This window comes from Kitasatospora arboriphila (assembly GCF_039528095.1).
Lineage (GTDB): Bacteria > Actinomycetota > Actinomycetes > Streptomycetales > Streptomycetaceae > Kitasatospora > Kitasatospora arboriphila.
In genome coordinates this window covers 49,441-67,633 of sequence record NZ_BAAALD010000019.1, presented here as the reverse complement: position 1 = coordinate 67,633, position 18,193 = coordinate 49,441, and the positions used below count along the sequence as shown (strand labels likewise).

Genomic DNA, 18,193 nt, shown 5'->3' with positions numbered 1-18,193 from the left:
CGGTACCTGATCCGTCGGGTGCCGTCCGGGACCGTCCGCTCCTGAAGCTCCCCCTCCCCCGGTCGGCGCACCGCTGTGCCCGGGTGCGCCCGCCGCCCTTCCGGTCATCCGAGGACACGTCATGAGCCTGGACTTCGCCGTACCCGTTTCCGCCCCCGACACCGCCGCCACCGGCCCGGACACCACCGGCCCGGAAAGCACCGCCCCCGAGTCCGGCGGCACCGCCCGTCCGCTGTCGCCGAACGCCCTGCGGGCGATCGTCCGCGACCTCGCCGAGCAGCCCGACCGCTGGATCCACCGGGTGCGCCTGGCCACCGGGGACCGCTGGTACGAGCGGATGGTGAGCGCCGAGGACCACGAGGTGTGGCTGATCAGCTGGCTGCCGGGGCAGTCCACCGGGTTCCACGACCACGGCGGTTCGCGCGGCGCGTTCGCGGTGGCGCTGGGCGAACTGGAGGAACTGTCGCTGGGGGGGCCGGAGGACGGGCTGCTGGTGCGGCGGGTCGCGCCGGGGGCGGTGCGGGCGTTCGGCGCCGCGTACCTGCACGACGTGCGCAACACCTCGGCCGGGCCGGCCGTGACGATCCACGCGTACTCGCCGCCGCTGAGCGGGATGACGCGTTACGACCTGCGGGCCGGCGGCCTGGTCCGCACCGCGGAGGAGGGACCGGAGCAGTGGTGACGACGGTGGAGGAGCTGGTGGCGCGGGCCCGGGCCGGGGTGCACCGGCCCGGCCCGGCGGAGGCGTTCGCGGCGGCGGCCGAGGGGGCGCTGCTGGTGGACATCCGGCCGGCGGCGCAGCGGGCCCGCGAGGGCGGCATCCCGGGCGCGCTGGTGATCGAACGGAACGTGCTGGAGTGGCGGCTCGACCCGGCGGGCAGTCACCGGATCCCGGAGGCGGTGGACCACGCGGTGCACTGGATCGTGGTCTGCTCCGAGGGCTACGCCTCCAGCCTGGCCGCGGCGAGCCTGCGGGAGCTCGGGCTGCACCGGGCGACCGACCTGGACGGCGGCTACGTCGCCTGGGCGGCGGCCGGTCTGCCCACCCTTTCGGCCGACGGGGGTTTGGCCTGACGGACCCCCGGGGATTCGATCAGGTGTTTGTTTGTCACATCCGCCTCATGCGTGCACACCTCATGCCGCGTCAGAACAGCAGAGCACCCTGGAACCACACGTGATCACTTTCGAGGGCGCCACCAAGCGCCACCCGGACGGCACCGTCGCCGTCGAGGGCCTGGACCTCGACGTCCCGGCCGGCCGAATAACCGTGCTCGTCGGCCCGTCCGGCTGCGGCAAGACCACCCTGCTGCGGATGGTCAACCGCATGGTCGAACCGACCTCCGGCCGGGTGCTGCTGAACGGCGAGGACGTCGCCTCGCTGCCCGCCGCCCGGCTGCGCCGGGGCATCGGCTACGTCATCCAGCAGGCCGGGCTGTTCCCGCACCGCCGGGTGCTGGACAACATCGCGACCGTGCCCCGGCTGCTCGGCCGGGACCGCCGGACGGCCCGGGCCCGCGCCGCCGAACTGCTGGAGCTGGTCGGCCTGCCGCCGGAGACCTCCCGCCGCTACCCCTTCCAGCTCTCCGGCGGACAGCAGCAGCGGGTCGGCGTGGCCCGCGCACTGGCCGCCGATCCGCCGGTGCTGCTGATGGACGAGCCGTTCAGCGCGGTCGACCCGGTCGTCCGGGCCGGCCTGCAGGAGGAACTGCTGCGGCTGCAGTCCGAGTTGAACAAGACCGTGCTGTTCGTGACGCACGACATCGAGGAGGCCGTGCGGCTCGGCGACCAGGTGGTGGTGCTGCGCGAGCACGGCCGGATCGCCCAGTGCGCCGACCCGCACACCCTGCTCACCGCGCCCGCGGACGACGGCGTGGCCGCCTTCCTCGGCCGCGACCGGGGCCTGCGCGGGCTCGGCCTGCGGCCGGCCACCGCGGTCGCACTGCTGCCCGTCGGCACCGACCTGCACGGCTGGCGGCTGGCGGTGGACGCGGGCGGCCGCCCGACCGCCTGGGAGGGCAACGGCGAACGCCGGCCCGCCCCCGTCTTCGCCCCCGCCGCCGACAGCCTGCGGTCCGCCCTGGACGCCGCGGTGCTCTCCCCCGCCGGCGCCGCCGTCGCCGTGGACGGGTACGGCCGGGCGACCGGCCTGGCCACCCGGGCCGCCGTGCTCGCCGCGCTCGGCCCGGCCGTCCCGGAGCCCGCTGCCGGGGAGCACACGGTCGACGGGCCCACAGTCGAGGAGCCCGCCGGTGGACGGTGAACCGCTCGTCCGCTGGCACTGGATCGGCGACCACCTCGGCTACCTGCGCGACCTCGCGCTGGACCACGCGGTGATCTCGCTCGTCCCGGTGCTGATCGCCCTGCTCGCCGCCGTCCCGCTCGGCCTCCTCTGCGCCCGGCTGCCCCGGCTCTACCAGCCGCTCGCCGCGGTCTTCAACGTGGTGTACGCGCTGCCCGCGATCGCCGTCTTCGTGGTGCTCATCCCGTACACCGGCCTGGCCACCCGGGCCACCGTGATGGTGCCGCTCACCTGCTACGCGCTCGCCGTACTGCTGCCCGCCACCGTCGACGGCCTGCGGGCCGTGCCGGAGGACGTCCGGCAGGCGGCCACCGCCCTCGGCTACGGGCCCTGGCACCGCCTCGCCGCCGTCGACCTCCCCGCCTCCGTGCCGTACCTGGTCGCCGGGGTGCGGGTGGCCGCGGTCTCGTCGATCTCGCTCGCCGCGGTGGGCGCCCTGGTCGGCCGCGGCGGCCTGGGCTACCTCTTCGTCGACGGCTTCCAGCGGACCTTCCCGACCCCGATCCTCGCCGGGATCGCGCTGGTCGTGCTGCTCGCCCTCGCCACCGACCTGCTGCTGGTGCTCGCCCGCCGGCTGCTCGCCCCCTGGGCCGCCGGAGGTGCCCGGTGAACTGGCTCGGCTGGCTGACCACCTTCTTCACCGCCCCCGCCCGGCGCAGCGGACCCGACGCGATCGGCCACCGGATCGCCGAACACCTGGTGTTCTGCGGGGAGGCCCTGCTGTGGGCCGCGGTGCTCGCCGTCCCGCTCGGGCTGCTGATCGGCTACACCGGCCGCGGCTCCTTCGTGGTGACCGCGCTGACCGGCGCCGCCCGGGCACTGCCCACGCTCGGCCTGGTCACCCTCGCCGTGCTGCTGGCGGGCGTCGGCGACACCGCCGTGCTCGTCCCGCTGGTGGCGCTGGCCGCGCCGCCGCTGCTGGTCGCCGCCGCCGAGGGCGTCCGCGGCACCGACCCGGCCGTCCGGGACGCCGCGCTCGGCATCGGGCTGACCCACCGCCAGGTGCTCGGGCAGGTCTGCCTGCCCGCCGCCGCGCCGGTGCTGCTCGCCGGGCTGCGCACCGCCACCGTGCAGACGATCGCGACCGCGACCGTCGCTGCCTACGTCGGCCTCGGCGGACTCGGCCGCTACGTCGTCGACGGCCTGGCCACCAAGGACTACCCGGCCACCGTCGGCGGCGCCCTGCTGGTCGTCCTGCTGGCCGTGGCCGCCCAGCTGCTCTTCGCCCCGCTGATCCGCCGCGCCTCGCCGCCGCAGGCCCGGCTCACCCGCACCACCCGCCGTACCCGCCGTACCCGTACGCCTCGAACGAAGGAAGCCCGATGACCGCCCGACTCGTCCGCACGCTCACCGCCGCCGCACTCGCGCTGGGCGCGGCGGCCTGCTCCTCCTCGTCGGGCGACCCGCTCGCCGCCGACGGCGGATCCGCCAAGCCCGCCGACGGCAGGACCGTCGTCGTCGGCTCCGCCAACTTCCCGGAGAACGTGCTGCTCGCCTCGATCTACTCCCGGGCGCTGAAGGCCAAGGGCGTCAAGGTCGAGGAGAAGTTCAACATCGGCAGCCGCGAGGTGCTGTACGGGCAGCTCAAGAGCGGCAGCCTGACCGTGCTGCCCGAGTACAACGGCGCCCTGCTCGCCTACCTGGACCCGAAGACCACCGCCGCCGGCACCGAGGCCGTCGACGCGGAGCTGGGGCGCAAGCTGCCCGCCGAACTCGGCATCCTCGACCCGGCCGCCGCCGAGGACAAGGACTCCCTGACGGTCAGCAAGGAGACCGCCGACCGGCTGAAGCTCACCTCGGTCGCGGACCTCGCCGGCAAGGCGGGCGACCTGGTGGTCGGCGGGCCGCCGGAGTTCAAGTCCCGCCGCGAACAGCAGTTCAAGGACGTCTACGGGCTGACCTTCAAGGAGTGGAAGCCGACCGCCGACACCACCGCGAACGCCCTCAAGGACGGCACCGTCCAGGTCGGCAACGTCTTCACCACCGACCCGCGGATCGTCCAGCTCGGCCTGGTCGCGCTCGCCGACCCGAAGAACCTCTTCAGCGTGCAGAACGTCGTCCCGCTGGTGAACAAGGCCGGGGTGGACGCCACCGCCACGGCCGCGCTGAACGCCGTCTCCGCCAAGCTCGACACCGCCGGCCTCACCGCCCTGATGAAGCGGGTCGCCGTCGACAAGGAGGACCCGTCGGCGGTCGCCGCCGACTGGCTGAAGACCAACGGCCTGGGCTGACCGCCGGCACCCGAAAACCCGGTGACCGCCGCCGGGCGGACGATCATGATGGCTCGCATGACCGACGACACCGTGACCGTCCGCCCGGAGATCCTCGACTACTACAACCGCGGGGCCGAACAGGGCCGACTGCGGCGCGAGCACAACCGGCTGGAGTTCTGGCGCACCCAGGACGTGCTGCGCCGACTGCTCGGCCCCGCCCCGCTGCGGGTGCTGGACGTCGGCGGCGGGGCCGGCGTGCACGCCGAATGGCTGGCCGCCGACGGCCACGAGGTCCACCTGCTCGACCCGGTACCGCTGCACGTCGAGCAGGCGTCCGCGCTGCCCGGCGTCCGCGCCGCCCTCGGCGACGCCCGCGCGCTGGAGGCCGCCGACGGCTCGTACGACGCGGTGCTGCTGCTCGGGCCGCTCTACCACCTGACCGAACGCGCCGACCGGCTGCGGGCGCTCGCCGAGGCCCGCCGGGTCTGCCGACCGGGCGGTGCGGTGGTCGCCGCCACCATCAACCGGTACGCCGGGCTGCACGACCAGCTGCGGGTCGGCCGCTACTTCGAGCCCGGCCCGCGCGCGGCCACCGACGCCTGCGCGGCCACCGGCCTGCTCGGCGGCACCGGCGACAACCCGCTCTTCACCACCGCCTGGTTCCACCACCCGGCCGACGTCCTCGACGAGTTCGCCGCCGCCGGGCTGCCGGACGCCCGGCAGTACGGGCTGGAGGGCGCGGCCTGGCTGATGGGCGACGTCAACACGTGGCTGGACGACCCGGAGCGCCGCGGCACCGTGCTCACGGCCCTGCGCACCACCGAGTCGGAGCCCTCCCTGCTCGGCATCAGCGGCCACCTGCTGACCGCGGCGACCGCCCCGAGCTGACGGTTTGCGCCGGTGGGACCTACGCCGCCTGCCCGGCAGACGGCTTGCAAGGCCGGCACAGCGTCAGGAAGGCCGTGAGCGAGAGCAGCGCACTGCCGAGCACCACCGTGCCCAGCAGCACCGCGGACGGCTCGCCGCCCGCGCTGCTGAGCGGGGCGACCACGGCTCCGCAGAGGAAGGTGCCGAGGCCGAGCAGGGCGGAGGCGGAGCCTGCCGCGTGCGGGGCCGTGGTGAGCGCCTGTGCCGCCGAGTTCGGGCCGACCACGCCCATGGCCGCCATCAGCAGGCACATCGCCGGGCAGACCGCGGCCAGGCCGAGGTCCCACACCCCGGTGAAGAGGGTGAGCGCGAGCCCGGCCGCCCCCGCGGTCACCAGGCCCAGCAGCATCAGCGTGTCGGGGCGCAGCCGGGTGACCAGCACCCGGCCGTTGAGCTGGGTGGAGGCCATCAGGGCCACCGAGTTGACGGCGAAGAGCAGGCTGTAGGTCTGCGGCGAGACCCGGTAGACCTCCTGCAGCACGGTGGAGGACCCGCTGACGTAGGCGAAGAGCGCACCGAAGGCGAAGGTGCTGGTGAGGACGTAGCCGAGGAAGCTCCGGTCGCGGAGCAGCCCGCCGACGGCCCGTAGGGTGGTGGTCAGGCCGCCGCGGTGGCGGCGTTCGGGCGGCAGCGACTCGTGCAGGGCGGCCGCGGCGAGCACGGTGAGGACGGCGCCGAGTACGGCGAGGACGGCGAAGGTGCCGCGCCAGTCGGTCACGTGCAGCAGTTGGGCGCCGAGCACGGGCGCGACGATCGGGGCCAGGCCGGAGATCATCGCCAGCGAGGCCATGAAGCGGATCATCGCGACGCCCTCGTAGCAGTCCCGGGCCACGGCCCGGGCGATCACCAGCCCGGCCGCGCCGGCGACGCCCTGCACGAAGCGGGCGGCGACCAGCACGCCGAGGCCGGGGGCGAGGGCGCAGACCAGGGTGGCGAGGGAGTAGACCGCGATGCCGGCGAGCAGCGGGCGGCGGCGGCCGTGCCGGTCGCTCAGCGGGCCGAACACCAGCTGACCGGCGGCCATGCCGAACAGTTGCGCGGTGAAGGTCAGTTGGACGGCGGGTGCGGTGGCGTGCAGGTCCGCGGCGAGCGAGGGCAGGGCCGGCAGGTAGAGGTCGGTGGTGAAGGGGCCGAGCGCGACCAGGCCGCCGAGGGCGGCGACGGTGGCCCGGCCGGGCCGTGCGGCGGTCGCCGGGCCGGCGGCGGGGGTGGTCCGCTCGCCGCCGGCGTCGACGGTCGGGCCTGCCATGGCGCTCCTCGGGATCGGATCGGTGGTGGCTGCTCGGCGCGGCCGGCCGCGGGTGCCGGGATTCGTACCGTAACCCGGTGTGCCCGGCTCAGGCTCGGGCGGCGTCCGGCCGTTCGGCCGCACCGAAGCTGCGGACGACCTCGATGGTGCCGACGATGTGCCGGTTGAACTCCGCCAGCTCCTCGGCGGGGACCCAGAGTTCGAGGATGGTCTCGCCGCCGGCCTGCCGGACGGGGAAGCGCTCCAGGTAGGCGCTGTCGGCCTCGAACCGGGTGACGTAGCCGGCGCCGGAGGCGGGCACGTTCCAGTCCCGGGCGATCCGGACGGCGTAGTCCTCGTTGAGCACCGGGTAGAAGATCGGCTGCTCCGGCAGACGGGGCGGCCAGGCGCGCCATCCGGAGGCCTCGACGAGCGCGAGCTCCTTCGGGCCGGTCGGACGCCAGAGGGTGGTGGTCTGCATACACCCGACCGTATCGGCCGCCGACCCCGCCCGGCGACGCATTTTCGGCCTTCAACTTCCCTTAAGGCACCGGCTCTTGATGTGCACACGAGGCGCTGCTTTGCTGTGCGGACGAAGTTAGGAAACTTTCCTGACGGTTCCCGCGACAACCCACGACGAACGGAGAACCATGCCCTCGCACGCCCTGCGGCACCGGCGCGTCCGCCCCCTGCTCGCCCTCGCCGGCGCGGCCGCGCTCGCCGCCGGCACCTTCGCCCTGGCGCCGGCCGGACAGGCCGCCACCGCCGCGGCCGCCGACCCGGTGGGCCTCAACGCCCCGTACGAGTACCTCGGCTGGGGCAGCCCGCAGAAGCCGACCGACGTGATGGCGGCGACCGGGGTCAAGCAGTTCACCCTCGCCTTCATGCTCAGCGACGGCGGCTGCAACCCCAAGTGGGACGGCAGCCGACCGCTGACCGGCGGCAGCGACCAGAGCGCGATCAACGCGATCCGGGCGGCCGGCGGGGACGTGGTGGTCTCCTTCGGCGGCTGGAGCGGCAACAAGCTCGGCGAGAAGTGCACCTCGGCAAGCGCCCTGGCCGCGGCCTACCAGAAGGTGATCGACGCCTACAAGCTCAAGGCGATCGACGTGGACATCGAGAACACCGAGGTGGCGAGCGCGGCCGTCCGGCAGCGGGTGGTCTCCGCCCTGAAGACGGTCGAGAGCAAGAACCCGGGCATCCGCACCTACCTGACCTTCGGCACCACGCCCACCGGCCCCGACGCCAACGGCCTGGACCTGATCAAGAAGGGCGCCGCGGCCGGGCTCGCCCTCGACGGCTGGACGATCATGCCCTTCGACTTCGGCAGCCACAGCGGCTCCATGGGCAGCGTCTCCACCAAGGCCGCCGACGGTCTGCAGAAGGCGGTGGCGAGCGCGTACGGCTACGACAGCGCGACCGCGTACCGGCACATCGGCATCTCCTCGATGAACGGGAAGACCGACGAGGCCGACGAGACCGTCTCCACCGGCGACTTCACCACCATGCTGAACTACGCCAAGGCGCACCACCTGGCCCGGTTCACCTTCTGGGCGGTCAACCGGGACCGGGCCTGCCCCTCCGGCACCCAGGCCGGCGACTCCTGCAGCGGGATCTCCCAGTCGGCGTACGCCTTCACGAAGATCGTCGCCGGCTACCACGGCTGAGCCGGGCGGCACCGGGACGCTGCGGCGGCGGTCAGCGCGGGGCGATCAGCGCGGCCTCGGCGAAGTTGTCCCAGTGGGCGGCCGCGCCGAGCGGGATGCAGGCCCAGTCCCTCATCGGCCGGCCGCCCATCGGATCGAACAGGTGGGCGCCCGGCAGCCGCAGCGCCTCCGCGAGGGCGGGCGTGTCCCGGCCCAGCCGGCACACCAACTCGTCCTCGTGCAGGCCGGCGAAGGCCTTGCCCGCGGTGTCCTTCAGACAGGGCATGCCGAACATCTTCGACTGCGTCGCGCCCCGCGGGGCGAGCTCCTCGGCGATCTCCGCGTAGCGCGCGGCCGGGTCCGACGGTTCCGTCATGGCGCCATGGTGGCACCGGGCCCGGAACGGCGGCGCACGCCACGCGGACGGGTCCGGGCCGACCGGGGCCTTGAGTGCGGACGGCCGGACATGTAAGGATTGAGACCCGTGAGCATCCCTGTACACACGCTTCCCGCCTCCCCGCTCCGCGTCGCCGTGGCGCAGGCCCCGCTCGTCCCGCTGGACATCGCCGCGAACGCCGCCACCGCGGCCGCGCTGGTCCGCCGGGCCGCCGCGCAGGGCGCCCGGCTGCTGCTGCTCTCCGAACTCTTCCTGACCGGCTACGAGACCGTCGGCATCGCCGCCGACCCGGACACCCTGACCGTCGCCCCGGACGACCCCCGGCTCGCCCCGCTGGCCGCCGCCTGCGCCGGGACCGGCACCGCCGTGGTGGTCGGCGCCCCCGTCCGCGACCGGGACACCGGCACGCTGCACATCGCCGCCCTCGCCCTGGACGGGTCCGGCCGCACGGCCGCCGTCTACCGCAAGCAGTTCGCCACCCCCAACGAGCGCGCCGCCGGCTTCTCCCCCGGCACCGGCGGCTGCACCCTGGAACTCGACGGCTGGCGGCTCGGCATCGGCGTCTGCTGGGACTCCGGCTTCCCCGAGCACGCCCGCGCCGCCGCCCTCGACGGCGCCCACGCCTACCTGGTGGGCGCCCTGTTCGGCACCGGCCCCGGCGCCCACCAGCGCCGCACCGTCTTCCCCGCCCGGGCACTCGACAACACCCTGTACGTCCTGCTGGCCAACCACGTCGGCCGCTCCGGGCCGTACACCGGCTGCGGGCTCAGCGCCGCCTGGGGCCCGGACGGGCACCTGCTGGCCGAGGCCGCCGAGGACGCACCGGAGCTGCTCACCGTCGACCTCGACCCGGCCGTCCTGGCCCGCGCCCGCACCGACGACCCCGTCCTCCTCCAGCCCGGCCTCACCACCACCCCCACCCGCACCACGGCAACCCTCAGCACCACCGGGGGCGCGGGGAGCTGCGCAATGGGGAAGCGGGCCACCGCCCACATCACGGCCCAACCGGAACCGTCATGACAGCCACCCCCGGACTGCGCAGTTCCCCGCGCCCCTAGGCCCCAGGAAATACCCGGGCTCGTCGGGCGTTGTGCTGTGCAGGAGGTGTCCCACCATGGGTGACGAGGAGCAGTTCCGCATCGAGCACGACTCGATGGGCGAGGTCCGGGTGCCGGCGGCCGCCAAGTGGCAGGCGCAGACGCAGCGCGCGGTGCAGAACTTCCCGGTCTCCGGCCAGCGGCTGGAGCGCTCGCACATCGCGGCGCTGGCCCGGATCAAGGCCGCCGCGGCGAAGGTCAACGCGGAGCTGGGCGTGCTGGACGCGCCGACGGCGGAGGCGATCGCGGCCGCCGCCGAGGAGGTGGCGGAGGGCCGCTGGGACGACCAGTTCCCGGTGGACGTCTTCCAGACCGGCTCCGGCACCTCGTCCAACATGAACACCAACGAGGTGATCGCCACCCTGGCCGGGGAGCGGCTCGGCCGGCCGGTGCACCCCAACGACCACGTGAACGCGAGCCAGTCGTCGAACGACGTGTTCCCCTCGTCGATCCACGTCGCGGCGACGGGGGCGGTCGGCAACGAGCTGGTGCCGGCGCTGGAGCACCTGGCGGCCGCGCTGGAGCGCAAGTCCGCCGAGTTCGCCGAGGTGGTCAAGTCCGGCCGGACGCACCTGATGGACGCCACGCCCGTCACCCTCGGCCAGGAGTTCGGCGGGTACGCGGCCCAGGTGAGGTACGGCGTAGAACGGCTGCGTGCCGCGCTGCCGCGGGTCGCCGAACTGCCGCTGGGCGGTACGGCGGTGGGTACCGGCATCAACACCCCGCCGGGGTTCTCCGCCGCGGTGATCGCGGAGGTCGCCCGGGCGACCGGGCTGCCGCTCACCGAGGCCCGCGACCACTTCGAGGCCCAGGGCGCCCGCGACGGGCTGGTCGAACTGAGCGGCCAGCTGCGGACGGTGGCGGTCGGCTTCACGAAGATCGCGAACGACCTGCGGTGGATGGGCTCCGGTCCGCGCACCGGTCTCGGCGAGCTCAACCTGCCGGATCTGCAGCCCGGTTCGTCGATCATGCCGGGCAAGGTGAACCCGGTGATCCCCGAGGTGGTGCTGATGGTGGCCGCCCAGGTGATCGGCAACGACACGACCGTGACGGTGGCCGGTGCGAGCGGCAACTTCGAGCTGAACGTGATGCTGCCGGTGATCGCGCGCAACGTGCTGGAGTCGGTGCGGCTGCTGGCGTCGGCGGCCCGGCTGCTGGCCGACCGCACGGTCGACGGGCTGACCGCGAACGCCGAGCGGGCCCGGGAGTACGCGGAGTCCTCGCCGTCGGTGGTCACGCCGCTGAACCGGTACATCGGCTACGAGGAGGCCGCGAAGGTGGCCAAGCAGTCGCTGGCCGAGCGCAAGACGATCCGCCAGGTGGTGCTGGAGCGCGGCTACGTCGAGCGCGGCCTGCTGACGGAGGCGCAGTTGGACGAGGCGCTGGACGTGCTGCGGATGACCCGCCCCTGACGGCCCGTCCGCGGACCGGGTCGCCGGAACAGCCGGTGGAACGGTCGACGGGTGCGGACCGTGGGGTCCGCACCCGTCGGGGGGTTGTCCGTGTCGGTCTCCGTCATCCGCGGCTCCTACCCATACCCATCTTCGAGGACATGCCGGTCATCGCCATGGCGATGGCCGCACCCGCGAGGCAGACCATCACGCCGCCGGTCACGCAGTTGGTCCAGATCGTCCGGTAGAACGCCTGGTCGCCGACGGTCGCCCAGGGAGCGACGATCGTCCAGGCGCCGAGTGCCAGTCCGGCGTAGGCGCGCGCGTGGGTCCGCTCGAAGGCGGTGGCGTAGCCGCCCAGCAGGAAGGCGAAGGTCAGACCGCAGATCAGGTTGCTCAGGGTCACGCCCTGGATGCCGCCCGCGGCGGGGAAGAGGGCGAACCCGACGACCCACGGGGAGATCGCCAGGAAGATTCCGGCGATGATGCAGAGCGCTTCGACGCCCTGGGCGAGCATCGTCGAGGTGACGCGCTCGTAGTGTTCACGCATGGCAAGGATGTCCGGATGGCGCTCCATACCCGGAAGCTGGGTCGACACCGGGAACCACCTCCAAGGTCGGTGACGAGGCAGGCGACTGCCCCGTACCCATTGTGTCCCTTATCTAACCTTTACGCCTGATTATCACCCTTTTGTCATGATGTGCCCGGCCGCTCGACCCTCAGTGCGGCGTCGACCTGCAGGAACGCCGCCACGGCCGCGGCCTCCCCGTCCAGTTCGTCCCGCACCGCCGCCGGCAGTGCCCGGAAGGGCTCGACCACCAGGGCCCCCTTCTCCCGCCGCCAGCTGCCGAGCACCCGGCCGTCCGCCACCAGGGCCGGCTTCACGATCCCGCCGCCCGCGTTGATCCGCCGGGCGAACTCCGGCGCCAGCAGGGCGTCCCGGTTCCGGTAGCCGATCACGTAGTTGTCGAAGGCGCCGAGCAGCCGCACCACCGGTGGCCCGGCCGGCAGCGGCCCGGCGCCGGGCGCCGCGAACAGGCCCGGTGCGACCTCCTCCGGCCCGGCCGCGGCCACGGCCCGCCGGGCCTCGCGCACCGGCAGACCGGACCAGGCGGCGAAGTCGGCGGCCTCCGCCGGGCCGAAGGCCGCCAGGTAGCGGCCGGCCAGCTCGGCGGCCGGGCCCTCGGGCGCGGGGCGGCCCTGCGGCAGCGGCAGGTAGCCGGGATCGCGCGGCGTCACGTCGGCGCCCCGGCAGAGCAGCCCGTGCGCCGTCGCCCAGCCCATCAGATGGGCCGGGGCCTGGCCCGTCGGGTCGATCCCGAGGCCCTGGTTGTTCAGCAGCCGGACGAGTTCGGCGCGGCCGCGCGGTACGTCCAGCAGTGCGGGCAGCAGCTCCCCGGCGCGGGCGCAGACCTCCTCGGTGAGCCCGAGTTCGCGGCGCCGCCGGGCACCGGCGGCCAGGTTGCGGGCGGCGAACAGGCCGAGCATCCAGCGCGCGTCCTCGGCCGGCACCAGGTGCAGCGTGCCGCGCATCAGCGCGAGCACCACCGTCTCCCCCGCGGCGAGCGCCCGCCCCGGCTCGCCCGGGTCCGCCACGCCGCGGGCCCGCAGCCCCAGCCGGGCCGCCCCGGCGTCCTGCGCCTGCACGCCCCCCGACGTCCCGGCGGCCGCCGCGGCCCGCGTCCGTGCCCGCCCGAACTGTGCCTGCATCCGCCGCCGCAGCAGCTCCACCTCGTCCACCCGGCCATTCTTCCGCCGGGCGGACCGCGTGAGGTGCGTCTCACGCGGCGCGCCCGCATTGCCTATGCAACTCGTTGCATAGCAGGATGCGGGCATGGCACTGGAGCACGCGATCCTCGTCTCCCTCCTGGAGCAGCCCGGGTCGGGCTACGAACTGGCCCGCCGCTTCGACCGCTCCATCGGGCGCTTCTGGACGGCCACCCACCAGCAGATCTACCGGGTGCTGCGGCGGATGGAGGCGGACGGCTGGGTCGCCGCGGAGGAGGTCGCCCAGGACGGGCGGCCGGACAAGAAGGTGTACTCGGCGACCGCGGCGGGCCGCGGTGTCCTGGTCGGCTGGCTGCGCGAGCCGGTCGAACCGGAGACCGTCCGGCACGAACTCGCCGTGAAGATCCGCGCCGCGGCCTTCGACGACCCGGCCGCGCTCGTCCCCGAGGTCGAGCGGCACCGCGCGGAGCACGCCGCCCTGCTCGCCCGCTACCTCTCCGGCGAGCAGCGCGACTTCCCCGACCCGGACGCCCTCGACGCCCAGCAGCGCCTCCAGCACGTGGTGCTGCGCGGCGGCATCGAGTACGAGCGGATGATCCTCGCCTGGCTGGACGACGTGCTCACCACCCTGCACCGCCTGCAAGCCACGCCACCCTCGACCCCTGGGACCTGATGATGCAGCTGTTCAACCCGCGCTCCTACGACCCCGCGCAGTTCGACGACACCACCCGCCGGTTGCTGCGCGCCACCGTCGACTGGTTCGAGTCGCGTGGCAAGAAGGCGCTGATCGACACCTACATCGACCGCGCCTGGTACGCGGACTTCCTGGAGTTCGCCGCCAAGGAGGGCCTGTTCGCGGAGTTCCTGACGCCGTCCTCGGCCGACCCGGCGAAGCGCTGGGACACCGCCCGGATCGCCGAGCTCAACGAGATCCTCGGCTTCTACGGCCTCGGCTACTGGTACACCTGGCAGGTCACCATCCTCGGCCTCGGCCCGGTCTGGCAGAGCGAGAACGAGGCCGTCCGCGCCCGCGCCGCGCAGCTGCTCTCCGAGGGCCACGTGATGGCCTTCGGCCTGTCCGAGCGCAGCCACGGCGCCGACATCTACTCCACCGACATGGTGCTGACCCCGGACGGCGAGGGCGGCTTCACCGCCACCGGCTCCAAGTACTACATCGGCAACGGCAACGTGGCCGGCCTGGTGTCGGTCTTCGGCCGCCGCTCCGACGTGGAGGGCCCGGAGGGCTACGTCTTCTTCGCCGCCGACAGCCGGCACGAGGCGTACCACCTGGTCAAGAACGTGGTGAACGCGCAGATGTACGTCAGCGAGTTCCGCCTGGAGGAGTACCCGGTGCGCGCCGAGGACGTGCTGCACACCGGCAAGGCCGCCTTCGACGCCGCGCTGAACACCGTCAACGTCGGCAAGTTCAACCTGTGCACCGCCTCGATCGGCATCTGCGAGCACGCGATGTACGAGGCCGTGACGCACGCCCACAACCGGGTGCTGTACGGCAAGCGGGTCACCGAGTTCGCCCACGTGAAGCGCGAACTGACGGACGCGTACGCGCGCCTGGTCGCGATGAAGCTGTTCAGCTCCCGCTCGGTGGACTACTTCCGCACCGCCTCTCCGGAGGACCGCCGCTACCTGCTCTTCAACCCGATGACCAAGATGAAGGTCACCACCGAGGGCGAGAAGGTCATCGACCTGATGTGGGACGTCATCGCGGCCAAGGGCTTCGAGGCGGACACCTACTTCGACAAGGCCGCCAAGGACATCCGCGGCCTGCCGAAGCTGGAGGGCACCGTCCACGTCAACCTGGCGCTGATCCTCAAGTTCATGGGCAACTACCTGTTCAACCCGGCCGAGTTCGCGCCGGTGCCGAACCGGGTGGACGCCGCGGACGACGAGTTCCTGTTCCGCCAGGGCCCGGCCCGCGGCCTGGGCGCGATCCGCTTCCACGACTGGCGCACCGCCTACGACACGCACGCCGCCGTGCCGAACGTGGCCCGCTTCCGCGAGCAGGCGGACGGCCTCTGCGCGCTGCTGCTCGCCCACGCGCCGAGCGCCGAGCAGCAGCAGGACCTGGACTTCCTGCTGGAGATCGGCCAGCTCTTCGCGCTGGTCGTCTACGGCCAGCTGGTGCTGGAGCAGGCGGAGCTGACCGGCCTCGACGGCGACGTCCTGGACCAGATCTTCGACGCCCTGGTGCGGGACTTCTCCGCGCACGCCACCGAACTGCACGGCAAGTCCTCCACCACCGAGGAGCAGGCCGCCTGGGCGCTGGCGCACGTCCGCCGCCCGGTGGCCGACGCCGAGCGCGCCGCCCGGGTCTGGGCGAAGGTCGAGGCGCTGTCCGGCGCCTACGAGATGCAGCCGTAGTGCGAGGGAGGGGGTGCCGCCTCTCCGGCACCCCCTCCGCCCTGCCCGTCAGAAGGTCAGTTTCCAGCCGGCGATCGTGCCGGTGTCCTGCGCGGCCACGTCCTGCACCTTCAACTTCCATGTGCCGTTGGCCACTTCGCTGGAGGCGTTGACGGTGTAGGTGGTGATCACGTTGTCGGCCGAGTCGTTGGAGCTGGAGTTCTTCAGCCGGTAGCTGCTGCCGTCCGGTGCGACCAGGTCGATCACCAGGTCGCCGCGCCAGGTGTGCTTGATGTCCACGCCCACCTGCAGCGCGGCGGGCGCGTTGCCTGCCACCCCGGAGACGGTGATCGAGGAGGTCACCGCGGCCCCCGCGTCCGGGATCGCCACGGCGGTGGTGTTCTCGAAGACCTTGCCGGGCGGCGGCGCGCTCTCGGTGCCGAGCGTCCAGACCGCGTGGGCGATCGCGTCGCTCATCCGGTCCAGCGCGGTGTCGTCGATGTTGGCGCTGGTGTCGCAGGACGCGTGGTAGCAGCGGTCGAAGGCCTGGCCCGCGGTGCCGCCCCACTTGCTCGCCTGGGCGCTGGTCTTGGTGTAGTCGGCGCCGCTGAACAGGCCGCCGACCGGGATGCCCGCGTTCTTGAACGGCGCGTGGTCGGAGCGGCCGTCACCCTCGGTCTCCGGCTCGGTGGCCACGCCGATCCCGGAGAAGTACGTCTTGAACAGGTTGTCCAGCTTGGTGTCGTCGTCGTAGACGAAGTAGCCGGGGTTCGGCGAGCCGATCATGTCGAAGTTGAGGTACGCCTCGATGCTCGAACGCTCGCCGGCGGACAGGCCGTTGACGTAGTTCTTGGAGCCGACCATGCCGTACTCCTCGGCGCCCCACCAGCCGAACCGCAGGTGCTTGGTGGGCTGCAGGCCGGCCCGCGACACGGCGAGCGCGACCTCCAGGATGCCGGCCGAGCCGGAGCCGTTGTCGTTGATCCCGGGCCCGCCGGTGACGGAGTCCAGGTGTGAGCCGGCCATCACCGTGTGCGAGGCGTCGCCGCCCGGCCAGTCGGCGATCAGGTTGTAGCCGGTGGCGCCGTTGTAGGTGAAGGTCTTCAGCGCGGTGGTGTAGCCGGCCGCGTCGAGCTTGGCCTTCACGTAGTCGACCGAGGCCTTGTACCCGGCCCGGCCGTGCGCCCGGTTGCCGCCGTTGGCGGTGGCTATGGACTGCAGCTGGGCGAGGTGCGCCTTGACGTTGGCGACCGGGATGTCGGGGGCCGCCGCGAGCGCGGGGGCGGGCCCGGCGGACGCGGAGGGGGCGAGCAGCGTCGCGGCGAGCGTGGCGGCGGCGACGGCGGCCAGGGCGGCGGGACGGCGCAGGCGGGATCGCCGCTGCGCACGCCGGAAGGCATGCAGGGACACGTAGGACTCCGGATTCCGGTGGGGCAGAACGGGACCTGACGGTGCGGCCGCCCGGTGGGGTGGGGGTGGGCGGCCGTGAAGTTGACGCGCTCATGATGGTCGGGCTTCGGTAAAGCCACCGTCAAGAGGCCGTCACACAACGGCCGTTCGCCTGACACCCGTTCACCGGCTCGCCCCCGGACGGAGCAGCACCGGGCGCCGGTCAGGTCCATGCCCGGCACAGTGGCCAGGAGTGCCCCCGCTGCGAAAGGCCCGCCGTCGTGCCGCCGAACCCCCGCCCCCGCCCCGTCCGCCGCCTGCTGGCCGCCGCGCTGCTGGCCACCGCCCTGCTGCCCGCCGCCCCGGCCGCCGCGGCCGAACACCTGCGCACCGTCTACGGCCGCCCCGTCCCCTTCGGCGACGGCGCCGCACACACCTACGCCCGCCTGCGCGGCGACGAGCCCGTCGAGATCGGCGTCGCCCTCACCCGCGGCTCGCTGACCGACCTGCCCACCGAACCCGCCGACGGCCGGCACTGCTACGACCGCGACGGCGACGGCACCGTCGACCCCATGCACGAGTGCGCCGGCGGCCACGAGTACGCGCTCGCCCTGCCCCGGGCCCTGCGCGACCTGCCCGGGATGCCGCTGGACTTCGCCCTGCTCGACTGGGACCCGGCCGGCCACGGCCCGCCGAAGGTCTACGACCGCCCCCACCTCGACGTGCACTTCTACCTGCAGTCCGACGCCGAACGGCAGGCGATCCGCCCCGGCCCGTGCGGCATCCTGATCGACTGCACCGACTTCGCGACGGCCACCAGGCCGCTGCCGCCCGAGTACCTGCCCGCCGACTACACCGACAAGGGCCTCGCCCAGGTCGCCATGGGCAACCACCTCACCGACCTCACGGGCGAGGAGTGGCACGGCAAGGGATTCACCCGCACCTTTGTGTACGGCACCTACGACGCCCGGATCACCTTCCTGGAGCCGATGGTCACGCTCGCCGCGCTGCAGGCCGCCGAGGGCGCCGACCCGGCCGACGCGTGCCGGCCGGTCAAGCAGCCGCAGGCCTGGCAGGTGCCCGGCTGGTACCCGCGCGCCTACTGCGTGCGGCACTCGGCCGACAGCGGCGAGTACACCGTCTCCCTGGAGGACTTCGCCCGGCACGCCTGAGACCCGCCGCCCCACCCGACCCCACCTGGAGGCCCCATGCCGCCCGTCGGACTGCTCGCCCGCATCGAGGCCAAGCCGGAACACGCCGAGGAGGTCGCCGAGCTGCTGCTCGGCGCGCTGCCGATGGCCGTCGAGGAGGTGGACACCCGGACCTGGTTCGCCTTCCGCGAGAGCGAGACCGTCTTCGGCATCTTCGACACCTTCGACGACGCCCAGGGCCGCGAGTACCACCTCCAGGGCCGGATCGCCGCCGCCCTCATGGAGGCCGCCCCCCGCCTCCTCGCCGCCCCGCCCGACATCCGCTACGTGGACGTCCTCGCGGCGGCGCTGCCGTAGGAGGCAGCGGTC

The 18,193-nt window shown here is 73.7% G+C and carries 20 protein-coding genes; 14 read left to right on the top strand and 6 right to left on the bottom strand.

Annotated features, from left to right (window positions below; all coding sequences use genetic code 11):
* The first annotated feature begins 121 nt into the window (after positions 1–121).
* The 7 genes from ABD353_RS12975 (at position 122) to ABD353_RS12945 (ending at position 5,400) form a co-directional block, all read left to right on the top strand.
* The gene (locus tag ABD353_RS12975) at positions 122–682 is read left to right on the top strand and encodes a cysteine dioxygenase (protein WP_344623695.1); all 561 of its coding nucleotides are present in this window, start codon (positions 122–124) and stop codon (positions 680–682) included.
* A complete protein-coding gene (locus ABD353_RS12970; RefSeq protein ID WP_344623694.1) occupies positions 676–1,074 on the top strand; it encodes a rhodanese-like domain-containing protein in 399 nt (132 codons plus the stop codon). Before ABD353_RS12975 ends, ABD353_RS12970 begins: the two co-directional genes overlap by 7 nt.
* Positions 1,075–1,174: 100 nt before the next feature.
* Positions 1,175–2,260, top strand: coding sequence for an ABC transporter ATP-binding protein (locus tag ABD353_RS12965; RefSeq protein ID WP_344623693.1), 1,086 nt, complete (start codon positions 1,175–1,177; stop codon positions 2,258–2,260).
* Positions 2,250–2,909 (top strand): ABC transporter permease, encoded by a 660-nt coding sequence (locus ABD353_RS12960; protein ID WP_344623692.1) that lies wholly within the window; start codon positions 2,250–2,252, stop codon positions 2,907–2,909. The genes ABD353_RS12965 and ABD353_RS12960 overlap by 11 nt, the downstream gene beginning before the upstream one ends.
* A complete protein-coding gene (locus ABD353_RS12955) occupies positions 2,906–3,625 on the top strand; it encodes an ABC transporter permease (RefSeq protein ID WP_344623691.1) in 720 nt (239 codons plus the stop codon). The genes ABD353_RS12960 and ABD353_RS12955 overlap by 4 nt, the downstream gene beginning before the upstream one ends.
* On the top strand, positions 3,622–4,530 hold the full coding sequence (locus ABD353_RS12950; protein WP_344623690.1) for an ABC transporter substrate-binding protein: 909 nt from the start codon (positions 3,622–3,624) through the stop codon (positions 4,528–4,530). The genes ABD353_RS12955 and ABD353_RS12950 overlap by 4 nt, the downstream gene beginning before the upstream one ends.
* A gap of 57 nt (positions 4,531–4,587) precedes the next feature.
* Entirely contained in the window at positions 4,588–5,400 is an 813-nt protein-coding gene (locus ABD353_RS12945) for a class I SAM-dependent methyltransferase (RefSeq protein ID WP_344623689.1), read from the top strand.
* Between the two features lie 19 nt (positions 5,401–5,419).
* On the opposite strand, the gene ABD353_RS12940 is transcribed toward ABD353_RS12945, so the two are convergent.
* A complete protein-coding gene (locus ABD353_RS12940) occupies positions 5,420–6,688 on the bottom strand; it encodes a multidrug effflux MFS transporter (protein ID WP_344623688.1) in 1,269 nt (422 codons plus the stop codon).
* A gap of 88 nt (positions 6,689–6,776) precedes the next feature.
* Positions 6,777–7,148, bottom strand: coding sequence for an ADP-ribosylation/crystallin J1 (locus tag ABD353_RS12935; RefSeq protein ID WP_344623687.1), 372 nt, complete (start codon positions 7,146–7,148; stop codon positions 6,777–6,779).
* 169 nt (positions 7,149–7,317) lie between these two features.
* Between ABD353_RS12935 and ABD353_RS12930 the strand changes: the two genes are divergently transcribed.
* A complete protein-coding gene (locus tag ABD353_RS12930; protein ID WP_344623686.1) occupies positions 7,318–8,334 on the top strand; it encodes a chitinase in 1,017 nt (338 codons plus the stop codon).
* 31 nt (positions 8,335–8,365) lie between these two features.
* Here ABD353_RS12930 and ABD353_RS12925 read toward each other — a convergent pair whose 3' ends face one another.
* A complete protein-coding gene (locus ABD353_RS12925; RefSeq protein WP_344623685.1) occupies positions 8,366–8,689 on the bottom strand; it encodes a hypothetical protein in 324 nt (107 codons plus the stop codon).
* Positions 8,690–8,797: 108 nt separating this feature from the next.
* On the opposite strand from ABD353_RS12925, the gene ABD353_RS12920 reads away from it, so the two are divergent.
* Together ABD353_RS12920 and ABD353_RS12915 are read left to right on the top strand one after the other, a co-directional pair.
* Positions 8,798–9,730, top strand: coding sequence for a carbon-nitrogen hydrolase family protein (locus tag ABD353_RS12920; RefSeq protein WP_344623684.1), 933 nt, complete (start codon positions 8,798–8,800; stop codon positions 9,728–9,730).
* A gap of 94 nt (positions 9,731–9,824) precedes the next feature.
* Positions 9,825–11,219 carry a class II fumarate hydratase gene (locus tag ABD353_RS12915; protein WP_344623683.1) on the top strand — a complete coding sequence of 465 codons (1,395 nt, stop codon included), beginning with the start codon at positions 9,825–9,827 and terminating at the stop codon, positions 11,217–11,219.
* 103 nt (positions 11,220–11,322) lie between these two features.
* Here the strand turns inward: ABD353_RS12915 and ABD353_RS12910 are convergent, their stop codons facing one another.
* Together ABD353_RS12910 and ABD353_RS12905 are read right to left on the bottom strand one after the other, a co-directional pair.
* Positions 11,323–11,748: an SPW repeat protein gene (locus ABD353_RS12910; protein ID WP_344623682.1), complete on the bottom strand. Its 426-nt coding sequence runs from the start codon at positions 11,746–11,748 to the stop codon at positions 11,323–11,325.
* A 143-nt stretch (positions 11,749–11,891) separates the two neighbouring features.
* Entirely contained in the window at positions 11,892–12,938 is a 1,047-nt protein-coding gene (locus ABD353_RS12905; RefSeq protein WP_344623681.1) for a winged helix DNA-binding domain-containing protein, read from the bottom strand.
* A 94-nt stretch (positions 12,939–13,032) separates the two neighbouring features.
* Here ABD353_RS12905 and ABD353_RS12900 point away from each other — a divergent pair, with 94 nt between their 5' ends.
* Together ABD353_RS12900 and ABD353_RS12895 are read left to right on the top strand one after the other, a co-directional pair.
* Positions 13,033–13,599 carry a PadR family transcriptional regulator gene (locus ABD353_RS12900; RefSeq protein WP_344623680.1) on the top strand — a complete coding sequence of 189 codons (567 nt, stop codon included), beginning with the start codon at positions 13,033–13,035 and terminating at the stop codon, positions 13,597–13,599.
* Positions 13,599–15,305 (top strand): acyl-CoA dehydrogenase family protein, encoded by a 1,707-nt coding sequence (locus ABD353_RS12895; protein WP_344623679.1) that lies wholly within the window; start codon positions 13,599–13,601, stop codon positions 15,303–15,305. The genes ABD353_RS12900 and ABD353_RS12895 overlap by 1 nt, the downstream gene beginning before the upstream one ends.
* A gap of 48 nt (positions 15,306–15,353) precedes the next feature.
* On the opposite strand, the gene ABD353_RS12890 is transcribed toward ABD353_RS12895, so the two are convergent.
* On the bottom strand, positions 15,354–16,688 hold the full coding sequence (locus tag ABD353_RS12890) for a M28 family metallopeptidase (RefSeq protein WP_344623729.1): 1,335 nt from the start codon (positions 16,686–16,688) through the stop codon (positions 15,354–15,356).
* A gap of 266 nt (positions 16,689–16,954) precedes the next feature.
* On the opposite strand from ABD353_RS12890, the gene ABD353_RS12885 reads away from it, so the two are divergent.
* Complete coding sequence (locus ABD353_RS12885) at positions 16,955–17,845, top strand: hypothetical protein (RefSeq protein WP_344623678.1); 891 nt, start codon at positions 16,955–16,957, stop codon at positions 17,843–17,845.
* Between the two features lie 36 nt (positions 17,846–17,881).
* Positions 17,882–18,181, top strand: coding sequence for a putative quinol monooxygenase (locus ABD353_RS12880; protein WP_344623677.1), 300 nt, complete (start codon positions 17,882–17,884; stop codon positions 18,179–18,181).
* The last annotated feature ends 12 nt before the right edge of the window (positions 18,182–18,193 follow it).